Source organism: Streptomyces sp. NPDC029138, from assembly GCF_055564375.1.
In genome coordinates, this window is record NZ_JBVHWM010000108.1 from 1 (window position 1) to 21,583 (window position 21,583).

Annotated in this window: 22 protein-coding genes; 14 read left to right on the top strand and 8 right to left on the bottom strand. The window is 72.0% G+C overall.

Annotated features, from left to right (window positions below; all coding sequences use genetic code 11):
* Nucleotides 1–300 precede the first annotated feature (300 nt).
* Both ACZ4WH_RS42115 and ACZ4WH_RS42120 read right to left on the bottom strand, forming a co-directional pair.
* Nucleotides 301–1,482 carry a serine hydrolase domain-containing protein gene (locus ACZ4WH_RS42115; protein ID WP_468191062.1) on the bottom strand — a complete coding sequence of 394 codons (1,182 nt, stop codon included), beginning with the start codon at nt 1,480–1,482 and terminating at the stop codon, nt 301–303.
* The gene (locus ACZ4WH_RS42120) at nt 1,422–2,753 is read right to left on the bottom strand and encodes a multidrug effflux MFS transporter (RefSeq protein WP_468191065.1); all 1,332 of its coding nucleotides are present in this window, start codon (nt 2,751–2,753) and stop codon (nt 1,422–1,424) included. The genes ACZ4WH_RS42115 and ACZ4WH_RS42120 overlap by 61 nt, the downstream gene beginning before the upstream one ends.
* Before the next feature lie 100 nt (nt 2,754–2,853).
* Between ACZ4WH_RS42120 and ACZ4WH_RS42125 the strand changes: the two genes are divergently transcribed.
* Nucleotides 2,854–3,885 (top strand): Gfo/Idh/MocA family protein, encoded by a 1,032-nt coding sequence (locus tag ACZ4WH_RS42125; protein WP_468191068.1) that lies wholly within the window; start codon nt 2,854–2,856, stop codon nt 3,883–3,885.
* Between the two features lie 56 nt (nt 3,886–3,941).
* A complete protein-coding gene (locus tag ACZ4WH_RS42130) occupies nt 3,942–4,700 on the top strand; it encodes an SDR family oxidoreductase (RefSeq protein ID WP_468191071.1) in 759 nt (252 codons plus the stop codon).
* 293 nt (nt 4,701–4,993) lie between these two features.
* Here ACZ4WH_RS42130 and ACZ4WH_RS42135 read toward each other — a convergent pair whose 3' ends face one another.
* From ACZ4WH_RS42135 to ACZ4WH_RS42145, 3 genes are all read right to left on the bottom strand, one after another.
* A complete protein-coding gene (locus tag ACZ4WH_RS42135; RefSeq protein ID WP_468191124.1) occupies nt 4,994–6,199 on the bottom strand; it encodes a D-alanyl-D-alanine carboxypeptidase family protein in 1,206 nt (401 codons plus the stop codon).
* Between the two features lie 250 nt (nt 6,200–6,449).
* Nucleotides 6,450–7,430, bottom strand: a complete 981-nt coding sequence (locus tag ACZ4WH_RS42140) for an aldo/keto reductase (RefSeq protein WP_468191073.1) — start codon at nt 7,428–7,430, stop codon at nt 6,450–6,452.
* A gap of 56 nt (nt 7,431–7,486) precedes the next feature.
* A complete protein-coding gene (locus ACZ4WH_RS42145) occupies nt 7,487–7,813 on the bottom strand; it encodes a nuclear transport factor 2 family protein (protein WP_468191076.1) in 327 nt (108 codons plus the stop codon).
* 129 nt (nt 7,814–7,942) lie between these two features.
* On the opposite strand from ACZ4WH_RS42145, the gene ACZ4WH_RS42150 reads away from it, so the two are divergent.
* Nucleotides 7,943–8,488, top strand: a complete 546-nt coding sequence (locus ACZ4WH_RS42150) for a DoxX family membrane protein (RefSeq protein WP_468191079.1) — start codon at nt 7,943–7,945, stop codon at nt 8,486–8,488.
* 74 nt (nt 8,489–8,562) lie between these two features.
* Here ACZ4WH_RS42150 and ACZ4WH_RS42155 read toward each other — a convergent pair whose 3' ends face one another.
* On the bottom strand, nt 8,563–9,222 hold the full coding sequence (locus ACZ4WH_RS42155; RefSeq protein WP_468191082.1) for a response regulator transcription factor: 660 nt from the start codon (nt 9,220–9,222) through the stop codon (nt 8,563–8,565).
* A gap of 281 nt (nt 9,223–9,503) precedes the next feature.
* On the opposite strand from ACZ4WH_RS42155, the gene ACZ4WH_RS42160 reads away from it, so the two are divergent.
* The gene (locus ACZ4WH_RS42160) at nt 9,504–9,992 is read left to right on the top strand and encodes a nucleoside-diphosphate kinase (RefSeq protein ID WP_468191085.1); all 489 of its coding nucleotides are present in this window, start codon (nt 9,504–9,506) and stop codon (nt 9,990–9,992) included.
* Nucleotides 9,993–10,034: 42 nt separating this feature from the next.
* Here ACZ4WH_RS42160 and ACZ4WH_RS42165 read toward each other — a convergent pair whose 3' ends face one another.
* Together ACZ4WH_RS42165 and ACZ4WH_RS42170 are read right to left on the bottom strand one after the other, a co-directional pair.
* On the bottom strand, nt 10,035–10,907 hold the full coding sequence (locus ACZ4WH_RS42165) for an NAD(P)-dependent oxidoreductase (RefSeq protein ID WP_468191088.1): 873 nt from the start codon (nt 10,905–10,907) through the stop codon (nt 10,035–10,037).
* Nucleotides 10,904–11,371 carry a CYTH domain-containing protein gene (locus ACZ4WH_RS42170; RefSeq protein WP_468191091.1) on the bottom strand — a complete coding sequence of 156 codons (468 nt, stop codon included), beginning with the start codon at nt 11,369–11,371 and terminating at the stop codon, nt 10,904–10,906. Before ACZ4WH_RS42170 ends, ACZ4WH_RS42165 begins: the two co-directional genes overlap by 4 nt.
* Before the next feature lie 266 nt (nt 11,372–11,637).
* Between ACZ4WH_RS42170 and ACZ4WH_RS42175 the strand changes: the two genes are divergently transcribed.
* From ACZ4WH_RS42175 to ACZ4WH_RS42220, 10 genes are all read left to right on the top strand, one after another.
* Complete coding sequence (locus ACZ4WH_RS42175; RefSeq protein WP_468191094.1) at nt 11,638–12,264, top strand: NUDIX domain-containing protein; 627 nt, start codon at nt 11,638–11,640, stop codon at nt 12,262–12,264.
* 93 nt (nt 12,265–12,357) lie between these two features.
* On the top strand, nt 12,358–13,806 hold the full coding sequence (locus ACZ4WH_RS42180; RefSeq protein ID WP_468191097.1) for a cation:proton antiporter: 1,449 nt from the start codon (nt 12,358–12,360) through the stop codon (nt 13,804–13,806).
* Between the two features lie 40 nt (nt 13,807–13,846).
* Nucleotides 13,847–14,449 (top strand): histidine phosphatase family protein, encoded by a 603-nt coding sequence (locus tag ACZ4WH_RS42185; RefSeq protein WP_468191100.1) that lies wholly within the window; start codon nt 13,847–13,849, stop codon nt 14,447–14,449.
* Complete coding sequence (locus ACZ4WH_RS42190; RefSeq protein ID WP_468191103.1) at nt 14,446–14,805, top strand: DUF190 domain-containing protein; 360 nt, start codon at nt 14,446–14,448, stop codon at nt 14,803–14,805. Before ACZ4WH_RS42185 ends, ACZ4WH_RS42190 begins: the two co-directional genes overlap by 4 nt.
* Before the next feature lie 7 nt (nt 14,806–14,812).
* Nucleotides 14,813–15,583, top strand: a complete 771-nt coding sequence (locus tag ACZ4WH_RS42195) for a hypothetical protein (RefSeq protein ID WP_468191106.1) — start codon at nt 14,813–14,815, stop codon at nt 15,581–15,583.
* Between the two features lie 32 nt (nt 15,584–15,615).
* Complete coding sequence (locus tag ACZ4WH_RS42200; protein WP_468191109.1) at nt 15,616–16,446, top strand: hypothetical protein; 831 nt, start codon at nt 15,616–15,618, stop codon at nt 16,444–16,446.
* Between the two features lie 3 nt (nt 16,447–16,449).
* Entirely contained in the window at nt 16,450–17,847 is a 1,398-nt protein-coding gene (locus ACZ4WH_RS42205; RefSeq protein WP_468191112.1) for an MFS transporter, read from the top strand.
* 43 nt (nt 17,848–17,890) lie between these two features.
* On the top strand, nt 17,891–18,949 hold the full coding sequence (locus ACZ4WH_RS42210; protein ID WP_468191115.1) for a leucine-rich repeat domain-containing protein: 1,059 nt from the start codon (nt 17,891–17,893) through the stop codon (nt 18,947–18,949).
* Between the two features lie 65 nt (nt 18,950–19,014).
* Entirely contained in the window at nt 19,015–20,202 is a 1,188-nt protein-coding gene (locus ACZ4WH_RS42215) for an argininosuccinate synthase-related protein (protein WP_468191118.1), read from the top strand.
* A gap of 452 nt (nt 20,203–20,654) precedes the next feature.
* The coding region (locus ACZ4WH_RS42220) for a ribonucleotide reductase N-terminal alpha domain-containing protein (protein WP_468191121.1) at nt 20,655–21,583 on the top strand (929 nt) is incomplete at its 3' end.

Genomic DNA, 21,583 nt, shown 5'->3' on the forward strand with positions numbered 1-21,583 from the left:
GACAGAGGGGAGACAGGTGAGGCCGGTGTTGGGGGGGGGGGTTGTTGCGCGTGGGGGTAGGGTAGCCCCGGCCGTGGGGTGGGTCCCTCCCCCCCCCCCCCCCCGTCCCCCCCCCCCCCCCCCCGACCCGCTGGGGGCTCCGCCCCCAGACCCCCGGGACCTATGCCCACCCACCACCCGACTCGGTCGGCAGGAAAGGCACCGCCACAGGTTCCGACTCGGTCGGCTCGAAGGCACCGCCACGGGATCCGGCTCGGTCGGCTGGAAAGGCGCCGCCGCAGGTTCCGGCTCGGTCGGCCTTCAGATCACCGCTCTTGCCAAGTGTGTCGCCAGCCTCGCCCGTGGGCCGCTGTCCGGTGTGCGGCGTTTCGGGTGGACCGTGTTGGCCAGGAGGACCAGGAACGTGTCCGTCGCTCGGTCGAGGATCAGGGACGTGCCGGTGAAGCCCGTGTGGCCCGCCGCGCCGCGACCCGCCAGTTCGCCCATGAACCAGGACTGGTCCAGGTGGAAGCCCAGGCCGGGCGGGGTGAACAGCAGCTCCACGAAGTCGGGGCCGAGGACGCGCGCGGGGCCGTAGGAGCCGCCCGCGAGGAGGGCGCGGCAGAAGACGGCCAGGTCGGAGGCGGTGGAGAAGAGGCCCGCGTGGCCGGCGACCCCGCCGAGCGCCCAGGCGTTCTCGTCGTGGACCACGCCCCGCAGCATCCCCCGGTCGGCCTTGGCCCACGGCCGCCGCTGGTCCTCGGTGGCGGCGGCACCGGGGCAGGGCCCGAACGCGGTGGCGGTCATGCCGAGCGGCCGGGTGATGCAGTCCCGCACGAGGACGTCGAGGGTGCGCCCGGTGACGCGCTCCAGGACGAACTGGAGCAGGATCATGTTCAGGTCCGAGTACACGTACTGGCCCGGCTCGCCGGACGGGGCCTCGGCGCGCAGCAGGTCGAGGCGGGTGGCGTGGTCGGGGCAGTCGTACAGGGGCAGCTCGGGGCGCAGCCCGGAGGTGTGGGTGAGCAGCTGCCGTACCGTGATGTCGTGCGCGGCGGCGGCGTGGAAGTCGGGCAGGTGGTCGCCGACACGGGCGTCCATGCCGAGGGTGCCGCGTTCGATCTGCTGCACGGCGGCGACGGACGTGAACAGCTTGGTGAGGGACGCCAGGTCGAAGGGCGTGTCGACGGTGGCCGGGACCCGCGCGGCCGGCGGCAGTTCCACCCCGGTGCCGGTCTCGGGGTCGTAGGAGGCGTAGCGCACGGCCCAGCCCGCGGCCTCGGCCACGGCGATCACGGGTCCGCGGCCGGCCAGCACGACGGCGCCGGACGCCCAGGGGCGCTCGCCGGCGGTGAGGGCGTGCGCCTCCTCGACCAGGTGCCCGAGTTCGACGGGGTCGAGCCCGGCCCGTTCCGGTGTGCCGGCGCGCAGTCGCGGTGCGCTCAGCTCTCGTCTCCCTCCGACCCCGCACGGGTGGTGCCCCGTGTCGTCCAGGGACGGCACAGTCCCACGAAGCAGGCCACGGCGACCAGTGCTCCGGCCAGCTGGACGACGGCCATCGGGACGGCGGTGTGCTCCCCGGCGACGCCGACGAGGGGGGAGGCGATCGCGCCGACGAGGAAGGAGGAGGTGCCGAGCAGCGCGGAGGCGGAGCCGGCGGCGTGCCGGGTGCGCAGCAGGGCGAGGGTCTGGGCGTTGGGCAGGGTGACGCCCATCGCGGACATCAGGACGAAGAGGGCGGCGGCGACGGGGACGAGGCCGGTGTCGCCGAAGACGCCCGTCGCCATCAGCAGCAGGGCGGTCGCGGCGAGCACGATGACCGTCAGGCCGCCGGCGAGCACCTTGTCCAGGCTGACCCGGCCGACCAGCACCTTGCCGTTGAACTGGCCGGCGGCCACCAGGCCGACGGAGTTGAGGCCGAACAGCAGGCTGAAGGTCTGCGGGGAGGCGCCGTAGATCTCCTGGACGACGAAGGGGGACGCGCTCACGTAGGCGAACAGCGCGGCGAAGGCGAAGCCGCCGGCGAGCATGTAGCCGGTGAAGGGCAGGTCGGCGAGGAGGCCGCGCATCGCCCGCAGGGCCTGGCCGGTTCCGCCGCTGTGCCGTTCCCCCGGTGGCAGGGTCTCCGGCAGCCGCACGCAGACCAGGGCGGTGAGCGCGGCGCCGACCACCGTGAGCACCACGAAGACGCCCCGCCAGTCCGTCACCCGGAGGATCTGCCCGCCGACGAGCGGCGCCACGATGGGGGCGGCCCCGGAGATCAGCATGAGGGTGGAGAAGAAGCGGGCCATGGCGACGCCGTCGTACAGGTCGCGGACGACGGCCCGGGCGATGACGACCCCGGCCGCGCCGGCGAGGCCCTGCACCAGCCGGAAGGCGATCAGCGTCTCGACGGTGGGCGCGAGGGCGCACAGGGCGGTGGCGGCCAGGTAGACGGCGAGTCCGGCGAGCAGTGGGCGGCGGCGGCCCCAGCGGTCGCTGAGGGGGCCGACGACCAGCTGGCCGAGCGCGAGTCCGGCCATGCAGGCGGTGAGAGTGAGCTGGACGGTGACGGCGGGGGCGTGCAGGGAGCGGGTGACCTCCGGCAGCGACGGCAGGTACATGTCCATCGCGAGCGGGGTGGTCGCGGTGAGGCCGCCGAGGAGGAAGGTGACGAGGGAGCCGGTACGGCGCGGTGCGGTGGCCGGTGACGGTGCGGAGGCGGGGGTGGAGACGGAGGTGGAGGTGGACCGGTGGTCCTGTTCCGGTGTCGGTGCCGCCGCGTGGTCCGGCATGTGCCCCTCCCTGCTTCTGTGACATCGGTGTCGCTGACACGACCGGCACCTATGCTCTCAGCTCGTACACACTGCCGAGGCACGGATGAGCGAGGGCGGGATGGCGGGACAGAGCGTGCGGTGGGGAATCCTGGCGACGGGCGGGATCGCGGCGGCGTTTGCGGCGGATCTGGTCGATCTTCCGGGAGCGCAGATCGTGGCGGTGGCCTCGCGCCGGCGGGAGTCGGCGGAGGCGTTCGCCGAGCGGTTCGGGGTGGAGCGGGCGTACGGCGACTGGGAGTCCTTGGCGGCCGATCCGGACGTCGACGTCGTGTACGTCGCCACTCCGCACGCGGCGCACCGGGCGGCGGCCGGGCTGTGCCTGGAGGCGGGCCGGAACGTGCTGTGCGAGAAGCCGTTCACGCTGAACCTGCGCGAGGCGGAGGAACTCGTCACGCTGGCGCGGGAGCACGACCGCTTCCTGATGGAGGCGATGTGGATGTACTGCAACCCGCTGGTCCGGCGGCTGAGGGCGCTGGTGGAGGACGGGGCGATCGGCGAGGTGCGGACCGTGCACGCCGACTTCGGGCTGGCCGGTCCCTTCCCGGCCGCGCACCGGCTGCGGGACCGGGAACTGGGCGGCGGCGCGCTGCTGGACCTCGGCGTGTACCCGGTGTCGTTCGCGCAGCTGCTGTTGGGCGAACCGGACGGGATCGCCGCGAGCGCGGTGCTGTCGCCCGAGGGCGTCGACCTCCAGACGGGTGCGGTGCTGTCCTGGGAGAGCGGTGCGCTGGCGTCGGTGCACTGCTCGATCGTCGGCGGTACGGCGGTCACCGCGTCGGTCACCGGTTCGCGCGGCCGGATCGACATCCCGTCCGGTTTCTTCCATCCCGACCGGTTCGTACTGCACCGGGACGGCCGTGACCCCGAGGAGTTCGCCGCCGACCCGGCCGACGGTCCGCGCACCAGCCTGCGGCACGAGGCGGCGGAGGTCATGCGGGCGCTGCGGGCGGGTGAGAAGGAGTCGCCGCTGGTGCCGCTGGAGGGCACGCTCGCGGTGATGCGGACGCTGGACGCGGTGCGGGAGCGGATCGGGGTGCGCTACCCCGGGGAGGAGACGGCGGCTGACGAGGTGGCCGTCCTCGCCGGGTAACCGTATGGCGGACATCGGATTCCGCATGGCGGACTTCCCGCCTACGCTGCGGAACCATGACTGACAGGCAATCGAAGATCGCGGTGGTGACCGGGGCCGGCTCCGGCATCGGGCGGGCCGTCGCCGTGGAGCTGCTGCGGGCCGGCTGGTCGGTGGCGCTGGCCGGCCGGCGCGCGGAGCCGCTGACGGAGACGGCGGCGCTGGTTCCGGGGGCGGCCTCGCTCGCCGCACCCACCGACGTGTCCCGGCCCGAGGACGTCGAGGCGCTGTTCGCGGCGACAGTGGAGCGGTTCGGCCGGGTGGACCTGCTGTTCAACAACGCGGGGACCTTCGGGCCCGGCGGGGTCCCGGTCGAGGAACTGCCGTACGACGCCTGGCGGCACGTGGTGGACACGAACCTCAACGGCGCGTTCCTGTGCGCCCAGGCGGCCTACCGGCGGATGAAGGAGCATGACCCGCGGGGCGGCCGGATCATCAACAACGGCTCCATCTCGGCCCACACACCCCGCCCGCACTCGGTCGCCTACACCGCGACCAAGCACGCGCTGACCGGCCTGACCAAGTCGCTGTCCCTGGACGGGCGGCCGTACGGCATCGCGGTCGGGCAGATCGACATCGGCAACGCGGCGACGGACATGACGGCCCGGATGCGGACGGGCGCGCTCCAGGCGAACGGGCAGGTGACCCCGGAACCGGTGATGGACGTGGCCGATGTGGCGCGCACGGTACGGCACATGGCGGAACTGCCGCTGGAGGCGAACGTGCAGTTCGCGACGGTGCTGGCGACGGCGATGCCGTACATCGGGCGGGGCTGAGCCGCGCTTTTCCGCCCCGAACAAACGGAATTGGAACATCCGCGCTATTGCGGCCGATCGGTGACGTGTGCTCAACTTTTCTCCACTAGAGCTTCACAGTTGGAGCACAGAGATTCCGCGGCCACTGCGAGGGGGGATGCGGCGGCCGTTCCACCGGACCGGAGTCGGGGGTGGGCCTCGCGGCCGACCGCGGGGTACATACCGGTCGCTGGAACGGCCGCCGCCACATACCGCCCTACGGCCGGCTCAGCGGCCGGGCGCGCGGTACGAGGCCCGCGGCACGACGGCCTGCGCTACGGCCGCCCATCCCGCTCGGCGCCGGTGTTCGCCCCCGCCTCCGCTTCGCCGCCCGCCCGTGTCTCCGCCATCCGCGCCCGGCGTCTGCGCAGGGTCCAGGCTCCCGCTCCCAGCAGCGCGAGCGCACCGGCGGCGCCCTCCGCGATCCGCCACGCCGAGCCGCCGCCGGACACCGAGCCGGGTGCGCCGGCCGCCGCCTGCACCGTCTTCCGCGCGGGCGCCGGGGTCGCGCTCGCCCCGCCCGCGCTGAGCGGTTCCACCAGCGTGCCCACCGGCTGGGCCGAACGCCCGTGGGTGAAGCCCCAGTCGAGCAGCGCGGCGGTGTGTTCGTAGACGGCGTTGCCGCCCTCGTCGGGGTGCATCACGGTGACCAGCAGGGTGCGCCCGCCCCGGGTGGCCGCGCCGGTGAAGGTGTTGCCGGCATGGCTGGTGTAGCCGTTCTTGACACCGATCAGGCCGTCGTACGTCTTCAGACCCCACGCCCCCGTCAGCAGACGGTCGGTGTTCTGGATCTGGAAGGTCTTCTTCCCGCCCGCCGGGAAGTCGGCGGTCCGCGTGCCGCAGTAGCCCCGGAAGTCGGCGTCCTTCAGGCCGTGGCGGGCGAACAGCGTCAGGTCGTACGCCGAGGAGAGCTGCCCCTTGTGGTCGAAGCCGTCGGGGCTGACCACATGGGTGTCCAGGGCCTGGAGGTCCGCCGCCTTGGCCTGCATCTCGGCGACCGTCTTGGCGATGCCGCCGTTCATGTGGGACAGCACGTGCACGGCGTCGTTGCCGGAGCGCAGGAACACGCCCTGCCACAGCTGCTCGACGGTGTAGGTGATGCCGGGCTTGATGCCGACGAGGCTGGAGCCGGCCGGGACGTCGGCGAGGTCGGCGTCGGTGACCTTGTACCGCTCGGTGCGGTCGAACTTCTTCAGCACGGTGTCCGCGAACAGCATCTTCAGCGTGGACGCGGGCGCGAGCCGCCGATGCGCGTCGAACGCGGCGAGCACCTCCCCGCTCTCGCAGTCGGCGACCAGCCAGGAGCGGGCGGTGAGCTTCTTGGGCAGTCCGGTGGCGCCGCGCACCTGGACGCCGGTGCGGGACAGCCGCTCGCCGCCGATGACGGTCGTCGCGGCGGCGGGGGTGGCCGTGGACAGGGGAAGGGCGGCGGCCGTCAGCCCGAGAACGGCACGCCGGCTGAGCCGGGAACATTCACGCACCCGGGGACCGTACACCGCGTCGAGCAGGGACTTCACGACCGGAAGACTCAGACGACACGGAATGCGCCGCGTCATGGTGCTGCTCGCCGGCGAACCCACCGGGGACCCCGACGAGGGCACCCACGACCCCTCCGTCGCCCACCGCGCCCCGCACCTGGCCACCATCGAGGCCGGGCGGCTCACCCCGACCGGACCGGCGGCGGCGCGGCACCGGCCGCATCCACCTCGCTCCTACGGCGCTTGGCGCCGCTCACCGGCCGAGCAGGCCGTCGATCTCGGCCAGCTGCCCGGGGCTGAGCGGTCCCTTCGCGAGCGCTCCGGCGTTCTCCTCGGCCTGGGCGACGGTCCGGAAGCCGGGGATGGGCACGGTGCGCGGGCTGCGGGCCCACAGCCAGGCGAGGGCGCCCTGGGCGAGGCTGCGGCCGTCGCTGGTGAGGATGTCACGGACCGCGTCGATCCGGGCCAGCCACTCGGGATCGGCGCCGGAGCCGTCGTCCGCGTACCCCGGGAGCCAGGCGGGCGGCCGGCTCCGGATGTCCCCGGCCTCCAGCGTCCCGGCGCGCCGCCCGGCGAGCAGTCCCATGGCGAGCGGGCTGCGGTTGATGCTCGCCAGGTCCAGCCGCTCGCACAGGGCGACGAGTTCGGGTGCGTCCTGGAGGACGTTGAGGGTGTGCTGGACGGCCGCGCAGTGCGGGCCCTCGGCGAAGACGGCGGCCCGCGCGGGGTCGTCGGTGCTCCAGCCGTAGGCACGGACGAGCCCTTCGGTGACGAACTGCTCGCAGGCGTCCCGGAGTTCGGCGGCCCGTGCCGGGTCGGCGTCGGAGATGTGGAGCTGGTACAGGTCGACGCGGTCGGTGCCGAGGCGGCACAGGGAGGCGGTGAGGGCCCGGCGGGCGTACTCCGGGGTGGCGTCGGTGCCGGTGAGAGTGCGGGTGTCCGCGTCGAAGACGTTGCCCCACTTGGTGGCGAGGACGACGTCGTCCCGCCGCTTGCCGAGGGCCCGGCCGAGGATCTCCTCGCTGTGCCCGGTGCCGTAGGAGTCGGCGGTGTCGAAGAAGGTGACGCCGAGGTCCAGCGCCCGGCGGACGGCCCGTACGGACTCGTCGTCGTCCACCTTCCCCCAGCCGACGGGCTGCCCGTCGGCGGTCTGGTGCTCACCCCCGATGGCCCAGCACCCGAATCCGAGCGCGCTCACCTGGATGCCGCTGCGACCCAGCGTCCGTGTCGTCATGGGTGGAACGCTAGGAGTTGGAGCGCACGCGAACACAAGCCCCCCTGGAGTCCTGCTTAGGCCTGCCCGGTCTCGAACCGCGAGATCCGCCCGTCGTCGTCGACGGTGAAGCTCCACCGGGTGCGCATCTCGCCCCAGGTGTCGTTGCGGTAGCGGGCGAGCAGGGTCCGGCCGCCGTCGGACTCGTTGTCGACCTCCATGTGGCCGCGGGAGGTGAAGATCTCCCGGTCGATCCAGTCGGCGAGGTCCCGGTCCGAGCCGTCGTCGGCCATGGTCGCCCCGGGCGTGAGCAGGGCCATGAAACCCTCCCGGTCGTGGGAGTTGACGGCGTGGACGAAGGCCCGGACGGCCGGGTCGCTGAGCTTGGCTGGCTGAATCGTCATGGCGTCAGGCTCACACCGCGTCGGCGGTCCCGCCACCCGAACGGCGACGAGGACGGGCCGGGCGGCGTCGGCGGTGCGAGGGTGGGAACGCGGGAGGGGACGTGTCCGCCTGTCTGCTGGGGAGTCACCGTGACCTGTTACGACCGACGTGATCTGGGCCTGCTGCTGCTTCGGCTGAGCACCGGTGGGGTGCTGGCGGCGCACGGCGCGCAGAAGCTGTTCGGCTGGTTCGGCGGGCACGGGCTGGAGGGCACCGGCCAGTACATGGAGTCCATCGGCTACGCGCCCGGCAAGGTGAGCGCGACGGCCGCGGGCCTGGCGGAGGCGGGCGGCGGCACACTGCTGGCGTTGGGCCTCGCGACGCCGGCGGCGGGCGCGGCGGCGGCCGGCGGGATGGCGGGGGCGGCGGCGGTGCACATGCCCCACGGCTTCTTCGCGCAGGAGGGCGGCTACGAGTACGCGGCGACGCTCGGCCTGGCCGCGGCCGGCCTCGCCGTCACCGGTCCGGGCCGCCTCTCCCTCGACCACGCCCTCGGCCACGTCTTCGACCGCGGCTGGATGGTCCCCGCCGCCCTCGGTGTGACAGCAGCGGCAACGGCGGTGATGGTAGGAGCCCGAAACCGCCGCCTGCGGCAGCAGAGGGAGGGCGAACAGGAGACCCTGTTCGAGGAGTGACCGGCGCCGGCGCGGGCGGCACTGTCGAGCGAACAGTGCGGGCAGCGTCCCGGTGACCTGAAACCGTCGTCCGATCAGGGGTCCGTCGCTCCGGTGCGGGCGACCGGTGCCGGGCGTTGGGCGACGTCGATCTGCAACTGCGCGGCGGCGAGGGCGAGTTCGGTGCGGTTGGAGCAGTCGAATTTCAGCAGCAGATTCGACACATGCCGTTTGACGCCGTGAATGGATATCCCGAGGCACCTGGCTATCTGCTGGTTGCTCTGGGCACGGGCGAGCAGCCGGAGGACTTCCCGCTCCCGCTCGGTCACGCGGTGCAGGATGCGCAGCGAGCGGTCGCCGGCGGCGGCCGGATCCGATGCGCGATGCATACCCTCGGTGAATCCGAGAAAAACCTTCTGCAACATACTCAGAGTGATGCGATGCTGCGGCAGCCAGTGCGCGATCCGATGGCTCACCTGCCCGAAATCCTCCGGATTCTTTCCGGTCGGCAGCGTCAGCACGAGAAGCGCCCCACAGCGGTCGGTCACCTCTCCAACCTGCGCGGTATACCGTTCCACAGGAAGTACACAAACGTCGAAGGAATGCTCCTTCAGCTGTTTTTCGGCAGCCGCCACATCCAGGCACACCTCATATTGGGATACGCTGCCCACGAGATCCAGAAGGGCCGTCAGGCCGTAGAGGGAAACCTCGTCGCTGACCACCCACAGGACGCGAAGAAACATCGGCTTCTGCATAGTCCGCCCCCGCTCCGCCTTCCGGCCGATACGCTTCGTGCCCGATCGCAGCGACGCCAACAAGGGAAACACGGCACAACACTTGTTCGCACCATGTTTGGGCCATGATCACGAAGACTGTCTTGTTTCCCGCTCTCCGATGCAAGAGATTCGGCCAAAATTCACCTCGGGAGATTAGAGCGTCCGCAGCACCTCATCACCGTTCCAGCGCCGCGAAAAGGACAGACATGACCATTCAGCGCCAGAGCGATGTCACAAGCGAAACAGGCGGCACAGTGGACATGGCCGAAAGGACCCTCGTCCTGATCAAACCGGATGCCCTCCTGCGCGGGCTGTCCGGAAGAGTGCTCAGCCGCTTCGAGGACGCCGGACTGAAGATCGTCGGCATGAAGATGCGGTGGATGGACGCCGACCTGGTCCGCCGTCACTACGCCGACCTGGAGGAGCGGCTGGGCCCGGACATCTACCGGCGCAGCAGCGCGTTCATGCGGCAGAGCCCCGTGATCGCGCTCGTCCTGGAGGCCCCGGGCGCGGTCGCCGTGGTCCGCAAGCTCATCGGCGCCTCCTGCCCGGACCAGGCCGCGCCGGGCACGGTCCGCGGGGACTTCTCGCACGTCGGCAACGATGCCGCCCGGCTGGCCGGCAAGGGCATGGCGAACGTCGTGCACGCCTCCGCGACCGTGGCGGAGGCGAAGTACGAGGTGGACCTGTGGTTCACCGAGCAGGAGCTGTTCCAGTACCGGACGTCGGCGGAGCGGTTGATGTACTGAGCGCGCCCGCGTCCGGCTCCGCGCCGTCCCGGCGCCTCGGTGTCACCGCTCGCCGAGGGGCCGGGAGGCGCCGCGGAGCAGCACCGTGTAGTCCTCCTCGCCGTAGCCGGCCGCGAGGGCCCGCTCCACCCAGCTCCACGTGGCCTCCCCCAGGCGCAGGTCCACGGCGTGCCGCCGGGCCGCCTCCCGGATGAGGCCCATGTCCTTGGCGGCCAACCCGAGGGAGAACCGGGTGGGGTAGTCGTCCTTCTCCAGCGAGGGGCGGCGGCGCTCGGCCTGCGCGGCCAGCGGGGTGGCCGCCAGCACCTCGAACGCCGTGTCCCGGTCCAGGCCGAGGCCGTCGGCCAGGGCCAGCGTCTCGCCGAGCTGGGCCAGAACGCCGAAGAGCGCCGCGTTGGCCACGAGCTTGGCGGCCGACCCCGCTCCGAGGGGCCCGACCCGGCACACCGGTCCGAGGTCGTCCAGGACGGTCCCGCACCGCTCCAGCGACTCCGGGGGTCCGCCCACGAACACGGTCAACCGCCCGGCGAGGACGGCGTCGACGCTTCCCATGACGGGCGCGTCCAGCAGCCCGGCTCCGGGCGGCAGGGCGGCGGACAGCCACCGGTAGGCCTCCGGTGCCACGGTCGACGTCTGCACCAGGACGGCGTCCGTGCCGGCCAGCCCGGCCAGGGCTCCCTCGTCCCCCTCGGCCACGTCCCGCAGCGCCTGCTCGTCGGAGGTCGCGACCAGGACCACGTCACTGTCGCTCGCCACCGCGCGCGGCGAGGCCGCGGCCACCCCGCCGGCGGCGGTGAACCGGCCGAGGGCCGCTTGCGACCGGTTCCAGCCGGTGACCCGGTGCCCGCGGCGCAGCAGCCGTACCGCCATGGCCTGCCCCATGTTGCCCAGGCCGATGACGCCGACGCGGGTCATGCGGGCACCCCCTCGGCGGAGCTGAGCGCCTGGTTGGCGTACCGGGCGTCCTCGGTGACCTCCGTCCCGAACCAGGGGGGCGGGTCGAAGGCGCGCGCCTCGCTCTCGTCGGCGAACTCGACCTCAACGGTGGCGAGTCCGCGCAGGTGCCCGTCGAACACGTCCACAGTGGCGGTACGGCCGTCGGGCAGCGGCACGGCGTAGCGGGCCTTGCTGACGCGCGCTCCCTCGGTGGCCGGCCACAGGTGCTCGAACTGCTCGGCCCGCAGCGGGATCTCGAACTCGGCGCGGGCGAGCCCGGAACCGCGTTTCACCGTCAGGCTGAACTCCTCGCCCTGCCGGCGGACCCTCACCTCCTCCCCGTCGCCACGGGCCAGATAGCCCTGCCGGACCGGGACGGGGTCGGTTCCGTTCACCGCGTCCAGTGAGTCCACGAGGAACTTTCGCTCGATCTCGACGTGCATGGAGTGGCAGACCTCAGTCCGTAGGGGGTGATGGCAAACAGCGCACAGTCTTGCCGGGGACGCCGTATCGGGGCAGGTAGCCGGGTGTGCAGATACCTCGGAGGTAGCCGGTCGGCCACCTCCTTGGGACAGGAACCTTCTGGCACTTGTCCGCCCGTCGAGGGGTGCGTTCGAATACACCGACGGCACGTGACGGAGTCTCAGCAGGCCCGCTCGTGCCGCCAGCGGACAGGCCGGACAGGGACACTGCGTTCAAGAAGGCGGACATGACTGGACCGATACGGCCTGACGCCCCGGCGCGGGACTCCACGTGCGGTTCGGATGTGCGGCTGCGCGCCACGGAGACGGTCCTGGACGACTGGTTCCATGTGCGCCGCTTCCATCTGGAGGACACGGACCCCGACGGCCGGGTCCGGCGCTTCACCCGGCTCAGCATGGCGCGCGGCGACCGGGCGGCCGTACTGCTCCACTGCCCCGCCCGTGGCACGGTCGCGCTCACCAGCCAGTTCCGGGTGCCGGCCTTTCTGCACGGGCGTGCGGACGGCCGGCTGCTGGAGGTGCCGGGCGGTCTGCTGGACGCGGACGACGCGCGTACGGCGGTGCGGCGCGAGGTGGAGGAGGAGACCGGGTTCCGGATCGGGGAGCTGCGCGAGGTGTCCGTCGCCTATCTCGCCCCCCAGCTCAGTTCCGAACGCACGCATCTCTTCGTCGCCGAGTACGACCCCGAGGCGCGCGTGTCTCCCGGTGGCGGGGTCGCCGAGGAAGGAGAGGACATCCAGGTGCGGGAACTCCCCCTGGACGAGGCCCTGGAGGAGGTGCTCAGCAGGCCGGCCGCCGACGCCAAGACGCTGCTCCTGCTGCTCTACCTCCGGCACCGCATGTCATGCGCATGACCTCGGCTTCTGTACGGCACCAGCCGCGCGCGGACCGCCCCGCACGGTGACGTCCGCCCTCGGGACCGGAAGGGCGAAAGAAGGGCTCGATCCATGTCACTCACCCCGTCCGACACGGCTCATGTGCTGCTGGCCCTCGTCGTCCTCGCCACCTGCGCCCACGGCGTCGGCCATGTGTTCAAGCGGCTCCGCCAGCCCCAGGTGATCGGCGAGATCGTCGGCGGTCTGCTGCTCGGCCCCACCGTGCTCGGCCGCGTCAGCCCCGAGGCACAGCACTGGCTGCTGCCCCCGGACGGGCCCACCGCCGCCGTGCTCGGCGCGTTCTACCAGATCGGGCTGCTGCTGCTCGTCTGGCTCACCGGCAGCGAACTGCGCACCCGTGACGGCGGTTCGGAGCGCCGCACCATCGGGTCCGTGGCCGCGTCGGGCCTGGTCCTGCCGTTCGCCTGCGGCCTGGCGGTCGCCCAGGTGCTGGATCCGGCCGACCTGTCCGGGCCGAGCGGTTCACCGGCCACCCTGGCCCTCGTCTTCGGCATGGCCATCGCGATCACGAGCGTGCCGGTCATCTCGCGGATCATGCTCGACCTGGACGTGCTGGGCACGCGGTTCTCCCGGATCGTGCTGGCGGTCGCCGTGGTCGAGGACGTGGTGCTCTACGTCATCCTGGCCATCGTGCTCGGGGTGGCCCAGGCGGAGACCGCCGACCCGCACGGCCTGTGGTCGGTCATCGGCACCGACTCGCTGCCCCTGGCCATCGTCTACTTCACGGTCGTACCGCTGCTCTTCCTGGCGGTCAGCATGCGCTGGGGGCCGCGCCTGTTCTCGGCGCTGTCGGCCTGCGCCTTCAACGTCCTGAACCTCCAGAGCCCGCTGGCCTTCCGTATCTCCTTCGTCTTCCTGCTCTGCGTGGGCTGCATCGGCCTCGGCATCGACCCCATCTTCGGCGCGCTGGTCGCCGGCATGAGCACGGCGGGGAGCGGCGAGAAGTCCGCCGGGGAGGCGGCGACGCCGGCCGGCCGCTCGCACCAGACGCTGCGGTCCGTCTCGCTGGGCTTCTTCGTCCCCGTCTACTTCGCGATCGTCGGCGTCAAACTCGACCTCGCCCGCCACCTCGACCTCGTCTTCTTCGCCTGGTTCCTGGTGTTCGCCTGTGCGATCAAGCTCGTCAGCGTCTGGGCGGGCGCCACGCTCGCCGGGGAGCCGCGTGGGTCCTCCTTCCACCTGGCCGTGGCCATGAACGCCCGTGGCGGCCCCGGCATCGTGCTCGCCTCGACCGCGCTCCAGGCCCGGATCATCAACGAGGACTTCTTCACCGCGCTGGTCCTGCTGTCGATGGTCACCTCGCAGATCGCCGGCATCTTCCTCGGCCGGGCCGTACGCGCCGGAAAGCTTCCGACGAAGGGCACCCAGCCGGCACCGGAACCGGCCATGGCCGCACAGCCACCGCCGGCATCCGACCCGGCCATGGCCGCACAGCCACCGCCTGCGTCCGACCCGGCCGCCCGGCACCAGCCGCCCCGCGTCCAGCAGGAACAGCTGTGACCCCCGCCGTCGACCACCCGCCCACGCCAAGGAGCCGCGCATGAGGATCTGCCTGGTACGGCACGGCCAGTCGCTCTGGCAGCTGGCACCGAGCCGGGACTGGGACACCCGGCTGAGCGACCTGGGCCACCGGCAGGCCGCGGCCCTCGCGACCTGGTGGGCCGGGCACGAGCTGCTGGACGCCACGACCCGCCTGGACGTGGGCCTGCTCAGCGCCAGCCCGCTCAAACGCGCCCAGGAGACGGCGGGTCACCTCGCCGAGGCACTGTGCCTGCCCGTCACCACCCAGCCCTCGCTCACCGAGGCCACCTTCCACGTCGCCTCCGAGCTGCCCCGGTGGGCCGGCCCGGCCGTCCCCCGGACACCGGGAACCCTCTCCGAGCGCTACCGGACCTTCCGGAAACAGACCGCCGAGGCCCTGCTCGAACTCGCGGACGCGGCCGAGGGGAAGGACGCCACAGTCCTCGCCGTCACACACGGCGGCTTCATCAAAACCGTCATGCGGGTCATATCCGACAGCGATTCCTTCACCTGCAAGCTCTACAACTGCGGAATCAACGTGATCGAGTGGAAGGACGGCCGATGGCGGATAGTCCACCTCAATCTCCTGGATCACCTTCCGCCACCGCTGCGGACCTCATGACCACCCCGCGGCTCACACCGGTCTGCCGCGCCACCCTCACGGTCCGGGGCGACACGCTCTGGCGGCGCACACCGCTCTACGCCGAACTCGTCCGCCGCGCGAAGGAACAAGGACTCGCCGGCGCCCACGTCCTGCACGCGATCGAGGGGTTCAGCGGGGACGGGCCCGTCGTGAACCACCGGACGCTGAGCCTGCGCGACCGGCTGCCGCTGTGCGTCGTGATCGTCGACGACAGGGCGGCGGTCGACCGCTTCCTCGGCTCGCTCGACGCGCGCATGCACGTCGACTCGATCGTGCTGGACCACGCGTACCAGCTCACGCCGCATGACGGCACTCTCCGGACAGACAAGGAATGAAACAGCGATGACCTCGGTAGTCACCCAAGAGCCGCTCTCCACCGCGCCGATGTCGCTGCGGCAGGTGGCGGACGCGCTGGACCGCCTTCCCATCGACCGCTCCGAGCCGACCGTCGCGGCCAACCTGGACCTCATCCACCGGATCGGGCAGCCCGGCACCATGACCGGCCTGCTCCAGGAGATCCTCACCGACGAGGAGGCCCTCGCCGCCATCGCCGCGCGCTCGTACCCGCACACCAACCACTTCGACAAGATCGTCCTGGTGGACTCGGGCACCGCCCTCGGCTACCGGCTCACCCTGCACCTGTGGAACCCGCCGTACTCCGACGCCGAGGCCGAGGACGAGCAGATCCACGACCACCGGTTCAGCTTCTGGTCGCACGTGGTGGTCGGCACCCTGACCTCGCAGAACTTCGTCCGCGACGCCACGGGCGTGCAGTTCGGCGAGTACCAGTACATCCCGGAGAAGCTCAACGACGTGGCCACCGTCGGCAATTACTACGTCAACGTCGGCACCTCCCCCCTGCTGGAGGCCGACCGCCCGTCCGTGCCGCAGGGGCACTCCTACAGCCTCGACTTCTCCCAGATCCACCGCGTGCTGCTGCCCCGCACCAGCCCGACCTGCACGCTGGTGCTGCGCGGCCCGCGCCAGAAGAACTACGCCAGCGTGTTCAGCAACACGCAGAAGTACGACCCCTCGGCCAACGAGATGTTCTCGCCGGCGCGACTCGCCGGGAAGCTGCGGATCATCCTCGACCACATCGCCGCCCCGGCCTAGCCCGCACCCCCTCAGAAAGGCACGGACAGCGCATGATCAACCCCCAGGTACCGTCCGCCGACCCGATCTACACCCGCACCGGGGACTTCGCGGTCTTCAATCAGCTCGGCCTGAAGCTGGCCTTTCCCGACGACGTGTCCAAAGAGGACTACTACGCCTGGCTGGACACCATGCACGAGAAGGTCGGCAGCATGGTGCGCGGCGCCGAGATCGCGGAGAAGAGCTACGCCCGCAAGGAACCCCGGCTGAACACCGGCGTCTACTACGACACCGACGACTACCGGCTGCTGCGCGCCGGCGCGGTCCTGCGGACCACCTGCAACATCAAGACGCACGCCTTCTGCGCCTTCAAGCTGTCCGAGGACGAGCACAACGTCCGGCGCGACCACCGCTACAGCTTCGACGGCGACGACAAGCTCACCATCCAGCAGGCGCCCACCTCGCCGGAGGCCCAGGCCGCGGTGAAGCGGCTGCTGGCGCGCACCGACATCGAACACCCCGGCATCCACCTGCGGGAGAAGTTCGGCCTCACCGGCGACGACCTCAGCCCGGCGGTGTGCCTGCGCCAGTACCGCCACCCCTTCTTCGTCTGGATCGACAAGAAGGACGCCCTGCGCTGCTCGATGGACCGGGTCCGGGTGCACGACATGCGGCGGCCGGACGGTGAGGAGCACGAAGTCCCCTTCAGCGAGATCGAGTTGCCCGTCTATCCTCACCTGGACGAGGAAATGGCCAACGATCCCCGGCTCATCCAGCTCATCGAGGCGCTGGCCGATTCCCTGCGGTCCTGGTTCGGAATCGAGCCAATCTCGGAGTCCAAGTACCAACGTGCCGCCCAGGTACTGGGTTTGAGCACATCCTGAACCATGCCATCACCAGAAGCGGACGCGCTCGAGTCGGCGCGGCGAGCGGACCGGCCCGCCCCGCCGGCCCCGGCGGGCGCGCTGGCCCTGCTCGCCACCGCCCAGCTGCTCATCGGCCTGGACTACTCCATCGTCTATGTCGCCCTGCCCGTCATCGACACGGCGCTGGGCTTCTCGGCCGAGTCGTTGCAGTGGGTGGTCAGCGCCTACGCCGTCTTCTTCGCCGGACTGCTTCTGGTGTGCGGCCGGCTGGTCGACACGTTCGGGGCGCGCCGCGTCTTCCTGGGCGCCGCCGGCGTGCTGGCCGCCGCCTCGCTCGGGGCCGGGCTGTGCGCCGGCGCCGCCCAGCTGATCGTCTTCCGGGCGCTCCAGGGGGCCGGGGCGGCCGCCCTGGCACCGGCCACGCTGTCCCTGCTGACGCAGACCTTCCCGCCCGGGCCGCGGCAGACGCGCGCGCTGACCGTGTGGAGCACGACCGGTGCCGCCGGTCTGGCCGTGGGGGTGCTCGGCGGGGGTGTCCTCACCCATCTGACCTCGTGGCGCTGGATCTTCCTGGCGGTCGCGGTCGTGGCGGGGGCCATGGCGGTGGCCGGTCTCCGGCTGCCGAGGTCGGCGGGACCGGGCACTCCCCGGGCGGAACTCAGCCTGGGGCGGGCGCTGCTGGCCACGGCCGCGGTGCTGCTGGTCGTGCTGTGGCTGACCCGGGCCGCCGCCGGCGGCTGGGGGCGTCCCGCGGAGTATCTGCCGCTGGCCGCCGCGGCCGTCTGCGGCACCGGCTTCGCCCGGCTCGACCGCCGCGCGAACGCGCCCATGGTGCCGCGCACGCTGCTGCGCCGGCGTCCGTTCGTCGTCGCCTGCGCGGCGGCGGCGCTCTTCATGGCGAGCTTCGGCGCCGAGTTCTACGTCGTCACCCTGCTCATGCACGACGTCCACCACTACTCGGCGCTCCTGGCCGGCGTGGCCTTCCTGCCGCTGGCGGCGACGGCCCCGCTCGGCAGCGCGGTCACCGGCCGGCTGACCCGGGCCTTCGGCGGGCTACGCACGCTCGTCGCCGGTTTCGCGGTCGGCGCGGCGGGCATCGCCCTGCTGCTCCCGATGACGGGCGACGGGCCGTACGCGCTCACGGTGCTGCCCGGCCTGGTCATCAGCGGGGTCGGGCAGGGCATCGCGTACACGGCGGCCTACGGTCTCGGCACCTCGGTGCTGGACGAGCAGCAGGGCGTCGGCTCGGCGCTGATCACCACCATCCAGTACTTCGGGGGGTCGGTGGGGCTGGCCGTACTGGTCTCCGTCATGGGCGACACGCCGTCCGGGGCGCACGCCCGGGCGGGCATCGCCCTGCTGGCCGCGGTGGCCCTCGCCGCGGTCGTCGTGCTCCCCGTCGCCCACCGCAAGCACTAGTCTCGACGCGCGCGGCCGCGCGGCACACCTTCAGAAGGACGGCATGAACGAGAACGACCACGGCGGGTTCTACGCCAAGGCGCGCCTGGACGAGGACCCTCGGGGCCGGGTGACCGGGCTCTCGGTGCGGCGCGCGGGCGTGGCCTCGGTGCCGTCCTCCCTGGCCGAGCTGCGCGATCTGCGCACCCTGGACCTCTCCTACAACGACGTGGGAACCCTGCCCGAGGCCCTGGGCGCGCTCCCGGCCCTGGCCGAGCTGCGGCTCGACGCGCTGGGCCTCGCCTCCCTCCCCGACGCGCTGCGCGGCCTGAGCGGCCTTGAGGTGCTCAGCCTGTACAAGAACCGGCTGTCCGAGGCGCCCACGTGGCTCCCCGAGCTGACCGGACTGCGCACGCTCAACCTGGCCGACAACGAGCTGACGGCCCTGCCGCCCGGGCTGAGCGGGCTCAAGCACCTCCACACGTTGGACCTCGGCCACAACCGCCTGGCGGAACTCCCGCCGGACCTCGGTGAGTTGCCGTCGCTCGACCGCTATCTGTACCTCAGCGACAACGCCCTGCGCAGCGTGCCGCGGTCTCTGTGCGGGCTCACCCGGCTGCGCTACCTGAACATCACGGACAACCGGCTCACCCGCCTCCCGGACGCATTCGGGTCCCTGGCGGCGCTCCGGGAGCTGCGGCTCTACCACAACGAACTCACCGAGCTGCCCGCCGGGTTCGGCCGGTTGCGGTCGCTGCGGGAGGCCCATCTGATGGGCAACCGGCTGCGCTCGCTGCCGGACACGCTCGGCGGTCTGCGGGAGCTGCGGGAGCTGCGGCTGATGGACAACGAGGTGACGGCACTGCCGCCGAGCATCGGCGAGCTGCGCCGGCTGCGCCACCTCGACCTGCGCAACAACCATCTCCGCGAACTCCCGGACGCGGTCGCCGGGTTGACCGAGCTGACCCATCTCGACCTGCGCAACAACCGCCTCACCCGCCTGCCGGACGCCCTCGCCACGCTGCCCGCGCTGGAGAAGCTGGACCTGCGCTGGAACGTGCTGGACGCCTGGCCGGCCTGGCTCGACGACCTCGAACTGCGCGGCTGCGCCGTGCTGACCTGACGTAGCACCTGAGACGTCACCCTGCCTGAGTCTTACGCCCTTTCGCGTCTCAAGGAGTCCCCGAGATGACGCAGCCACCTTTGATACGTTCCTTCGCCGATCTCACCCCGGGACCGCACGAACGCGACCGGCCGGTCGTGACGCTCTTCAGCGGCGGCCTGGACAGCAGCTATCTGCTGTACCGGTTACGGCGGGCCGGGTTCCGGAACATCCACGCGGTCGGTGTCGACCTGGGCGCGGGTGACGGCCCGGACCCGGACCTCGTCGCCGACCGGCTCGGCGTCCGCATGCATGTACTGGACGGCCGCGAGGAGTTCGCCACCGACTACGTGCGCCCGGCCATCGCGGCCCAGGCGGTCTACCTCGGCACGCATCCGATCAGCTCCTCGCTCAGCCGCCCCCTCATCGCCCAGCTGGCCCTGCGTGTGGCGACCGGCCTCGGGGCCTGGGGCGTCCTGCACTCCGCGAACCGCTCGCAGAACACCCTGCGCAGACTGAACGGCGCTCTCGGCCTGCTGGGCTGCGCCTGCCGTTACGGCAGCCCGTACGACCTCGATCCGGTGAGCCGGGAGGAGAAGACCAGGGCACTCGAAGAGGCCGGTCTCCTCCCCATGGGCAAGCGGCTGACCAGCGTGGACGCCAATCTGTGGTGCCGTGAGTTCGAGTCCGGCGTGCTCGACGACCCGGAGGAGCACACCGTACCGGACCACCTGTACCGGTGGAGCGTCCGGCAGCCCACGGCGGCCGGCACCACCGTCACGATCGGCTTCACCGAGGGCGCCCCCACCTCCCTCGACGGCGTCGACCTGCCTCTGCCCGACCTGATCGCGGCGCTCAACCGGACGGCCGGCGCCCACGGCATCGGCCGCTACAGCGGCCTGGAGCACCTGCCGGGCGGGCAAAAGGTGCTGGAGCTGCGGGAGATGCCCGCGGCGGCCCTGCTGCTGCCCTCCTACCGGCACCTGGAGACGGCGGTCCTGGACGCCGAGCTCATCCGGGAGAAGATGCACCTGGAACAGCTCTGGGTGCGCGAGGCGCTGGAAGGCCGCTGGTTCGGCCCGCTGCGCCGCGCGAGCCAGGCGTTCATCGACTCCTGTGCCGTCCGGGTCACCGGAACCGTGCGCTGGCTGCTGCGTCCGGGGGCCGCGGAGACCCAGTCCATCGTCGCCGCCTCGCCTCTCTACCTGAGGAACCGGGAGGACTGGGAACGGGCGTCCCTGACCCCGGACGACCGCCAGGACCCGGCGCCGTGAAAAGGGCCTTCTGGGGGCGGCGAAGACGCCGCGCGCAGGCGCTTGCGGAGGCTTCGTGAAGGACGCTCCGCGAGGGGAGCGAACGCACTGATGACTTTCAGCCATCTTTGAGCTCCTGACGCTTCCGTCCCGTGCGGCACAGCCCGCCTCCCGACCGGCCACGGCCGGGCCGCGCACCCTCCACGGGCGTCGTGGGAGAGCCCGCGGAGCCCTTGTCGCGCCTGGGCGCAGAGCCCTGTTTTCGTTCGTTGTCCGAACAACGAACACGTCCCGGGACACTACATCTGGGGTCCGTTGCGATGCGAGGCACAAGATGTATGCTCCCACCTGATTTCGGCGACACCTGAGACGCCCACGGCACAGCGGGCCCCTCGGGCACTGGCGTCTGCCTTTCCACGCCTTGCCACCCCTGTGTCCCGGGCCCCGTCCTCCACCCAACGAGGGAGCACCACGTGACCATGGCTCCGAGCCTTCCGGCCTCGCGCACCGAAGATCACTTGCAGCGGGATCTGGAGCCCGCGCTGCTGCGGACGCTGTCCGAGCTGACCGCCGACCTGCCCGACGCCGACCCGGAGCGGGTCGCCGCCGCCGCACTGCGCGGCCGGTCCGCGCGGGCCGACGAGGCGGAGCTGCGGGAGCTGGCCACGGAGGCCGCCGCCGGCCTGATCTCCGAGGACCCCGCGTACTCCAAGCTGGCCGCCCGGCTGCTGACGATCAGCATCCGCCGTGAGGTCGCCGCGCAGGGGGTGACGTCCTTCACCGAGTCGATCGCGCTCGGCCAGCGCGAGGGCCTCGTCGCCGACGGCACGGCGGACTTCGTCCGCACTCACGCCGAACGGCTCGACGCCCTGGTCGAGTCCGCCGTGGCGGAGGGCGCCGACGACCGCTTCGGCTACTTCGGCCTGCGCACCCTCTACACCCGCTACCTGCTGCGCCACCCGGTCACCCGCAAGGTGATCGAGACACCCCAGCAGTTCATGCTGCGGGTCGCGAGCGGCCTCGCCGAGGACGACACCGAGCGGTCGGTCGACCAAGTCGCCGCGCTCTACGGCCTGATGAGCCGGCTGGACTACCTGCCGTCCTCCCCGACCCTCTTCAACTCCGGCACGCGACACCCCCAGATGTCCGCGTGCTACCTGCTGGACTCCCCGCTGGACGAGCTGGACTCCATCTACAGCCGCTACCACCAGGTCGCCCGCCTCTCCAAGCACGCCGGCGGCATCGGCCTCTCGTACTCCCGCATCCGCTCCCGGGGCTCCTTCATCCGGGGGACGAACGGGCACTCCAACGGCATCGTGCCGTTCCTGAAGACCCTGGACGCGTCGGTGGCGGCGGTGAACCAGGGCGGCCGGCGCAAGGGCGCGGCGGCGGTCTACCTGGA

Coding starts and splice junctions, on each gene's coding strand:
- ACZ4WH_RS42120 (WP_468191065.1), bottom strand. CDS start 2,753: ATGCCGGACCACGCGGCGGCACCGACACCGGAACAGGACCACCGGTCC.
- ACZ4WH_RS42125 (WP_468191068.1), top strand. CDS start 2,854: ATGGCGGGACAGAGCGTGCGGTGGGGAATCCTGGCGACGGGCGGGATC.
- ACZ4WH_RS42130 (WP_468191071.1), top strand. CDS start 3,942: ATGACTGACAGGCAATCGAAGATCGCGGTGGTGACCGGGGCCGGCTCC.
- ACZ4WH_RS42140 (WP_468191073.1), bottom strand. CDS start 7,430: ATGACGACACGGACGCTGGGTCGCAGCGGCATCCAGGTGAGCGCGCTC.
- ACZ4WH_RS42145 (WP_468191076.1), bottom strand. CDS start 7,813: ATGACGATTCAGCCAGCCAAGCTCAGCGACCCGGCCGTCCGGGCCTTC.
- ACZ4WH_RS42155 (WP_468191082.1), bottom strand. CDS start 9,222: ATGCAGAAGCCGATGTTTCTTCGCGTCCTGTGGGTGGTCAGCGACGAG.
- ACZ4WH_RS42160 (WP_468191085.1), top strand. CDS start 9,504: ATGGCCGAAAGGACCCTCGTCCTGATCAAACCGGATGCCCTCCTGCGC.
- ACZ4WH_RS42165 (WP_468191088.1), bottom strand. CDS start 10,907: ATGACCCGCGTCGGCGTCATCGGCCTGGGCAACATGGGGCAGGCCATG.
- ACZ4WH_RS42170 (WP_468191091.1), bottom strand. CDS start 11,371: ATGCACGTCGAGATCGAGCGAAAGTTCCTCGTGGACTCACTGGACGCG.
- ACZ4WH_RS42175 (WP_468191094.1), top strand. CDS start 11,638: ATGACTGGACCGATACGGCCTGACGCCCCGGCGCGGGACTCCACGTGC.
- ACZ4WH_RS42180 (WP_468191097.1), top strand. CDS start 12,358: ATGTCACTCACCCCGTCCGACACGGCTCATGTGCTGCTGGCCCTCGTC.
- ACZ4WH_RS42185 (WP_468191100.1), top strand. CDS start 13,847: ATGAGGATCTGCCTGGTACGGCACGGCCAGTCGCTCTGGCAGCTGGCA.
- ACZ4WH_RS42190 (WP_468191103.1), top strand. CDS start 14,446: ATGACCACCCCGCGGCTCACACCGGTCTGCCGCGCCACCCTCACGGTC.
- ACZ4WH_RS42195 (WP_468191106.1), top strand. CDS start 14,813: ATGACCTCGGTAGTCACCCAAGAGCCGCTCTCCACCGCGCCGATGTCG.
- ACZ4WH_RS42200 (WP_468191109.1), top strand. CDS start 15,616: ATGATCAACCCCCAGGTACCGTCCGCCGACCCGATCTACACCCGCACC.
- ACZ4WH_RS42205 (WP_468191112.1), top strand. CDS start 16,450: ATGCCATCACCAGAAGCGGACGCGCTCGAGTCGGCGCGGCGAGCGGAC.
- ACZ4WH_RS42210 (WP_468191115.1), top strand. CDS start 17,891: ATGAACGAGAACGACCACGGCGGGTTCTACGCCAAGGCGCGCCTGGAC.
- ACZ4WH_RS42215 (WP_468191118.1), top strand. CDS start 19,015: ATGACGCAGCCACCTTTGATACGTTCCTTCGCCGATCTCACCCCGGGA.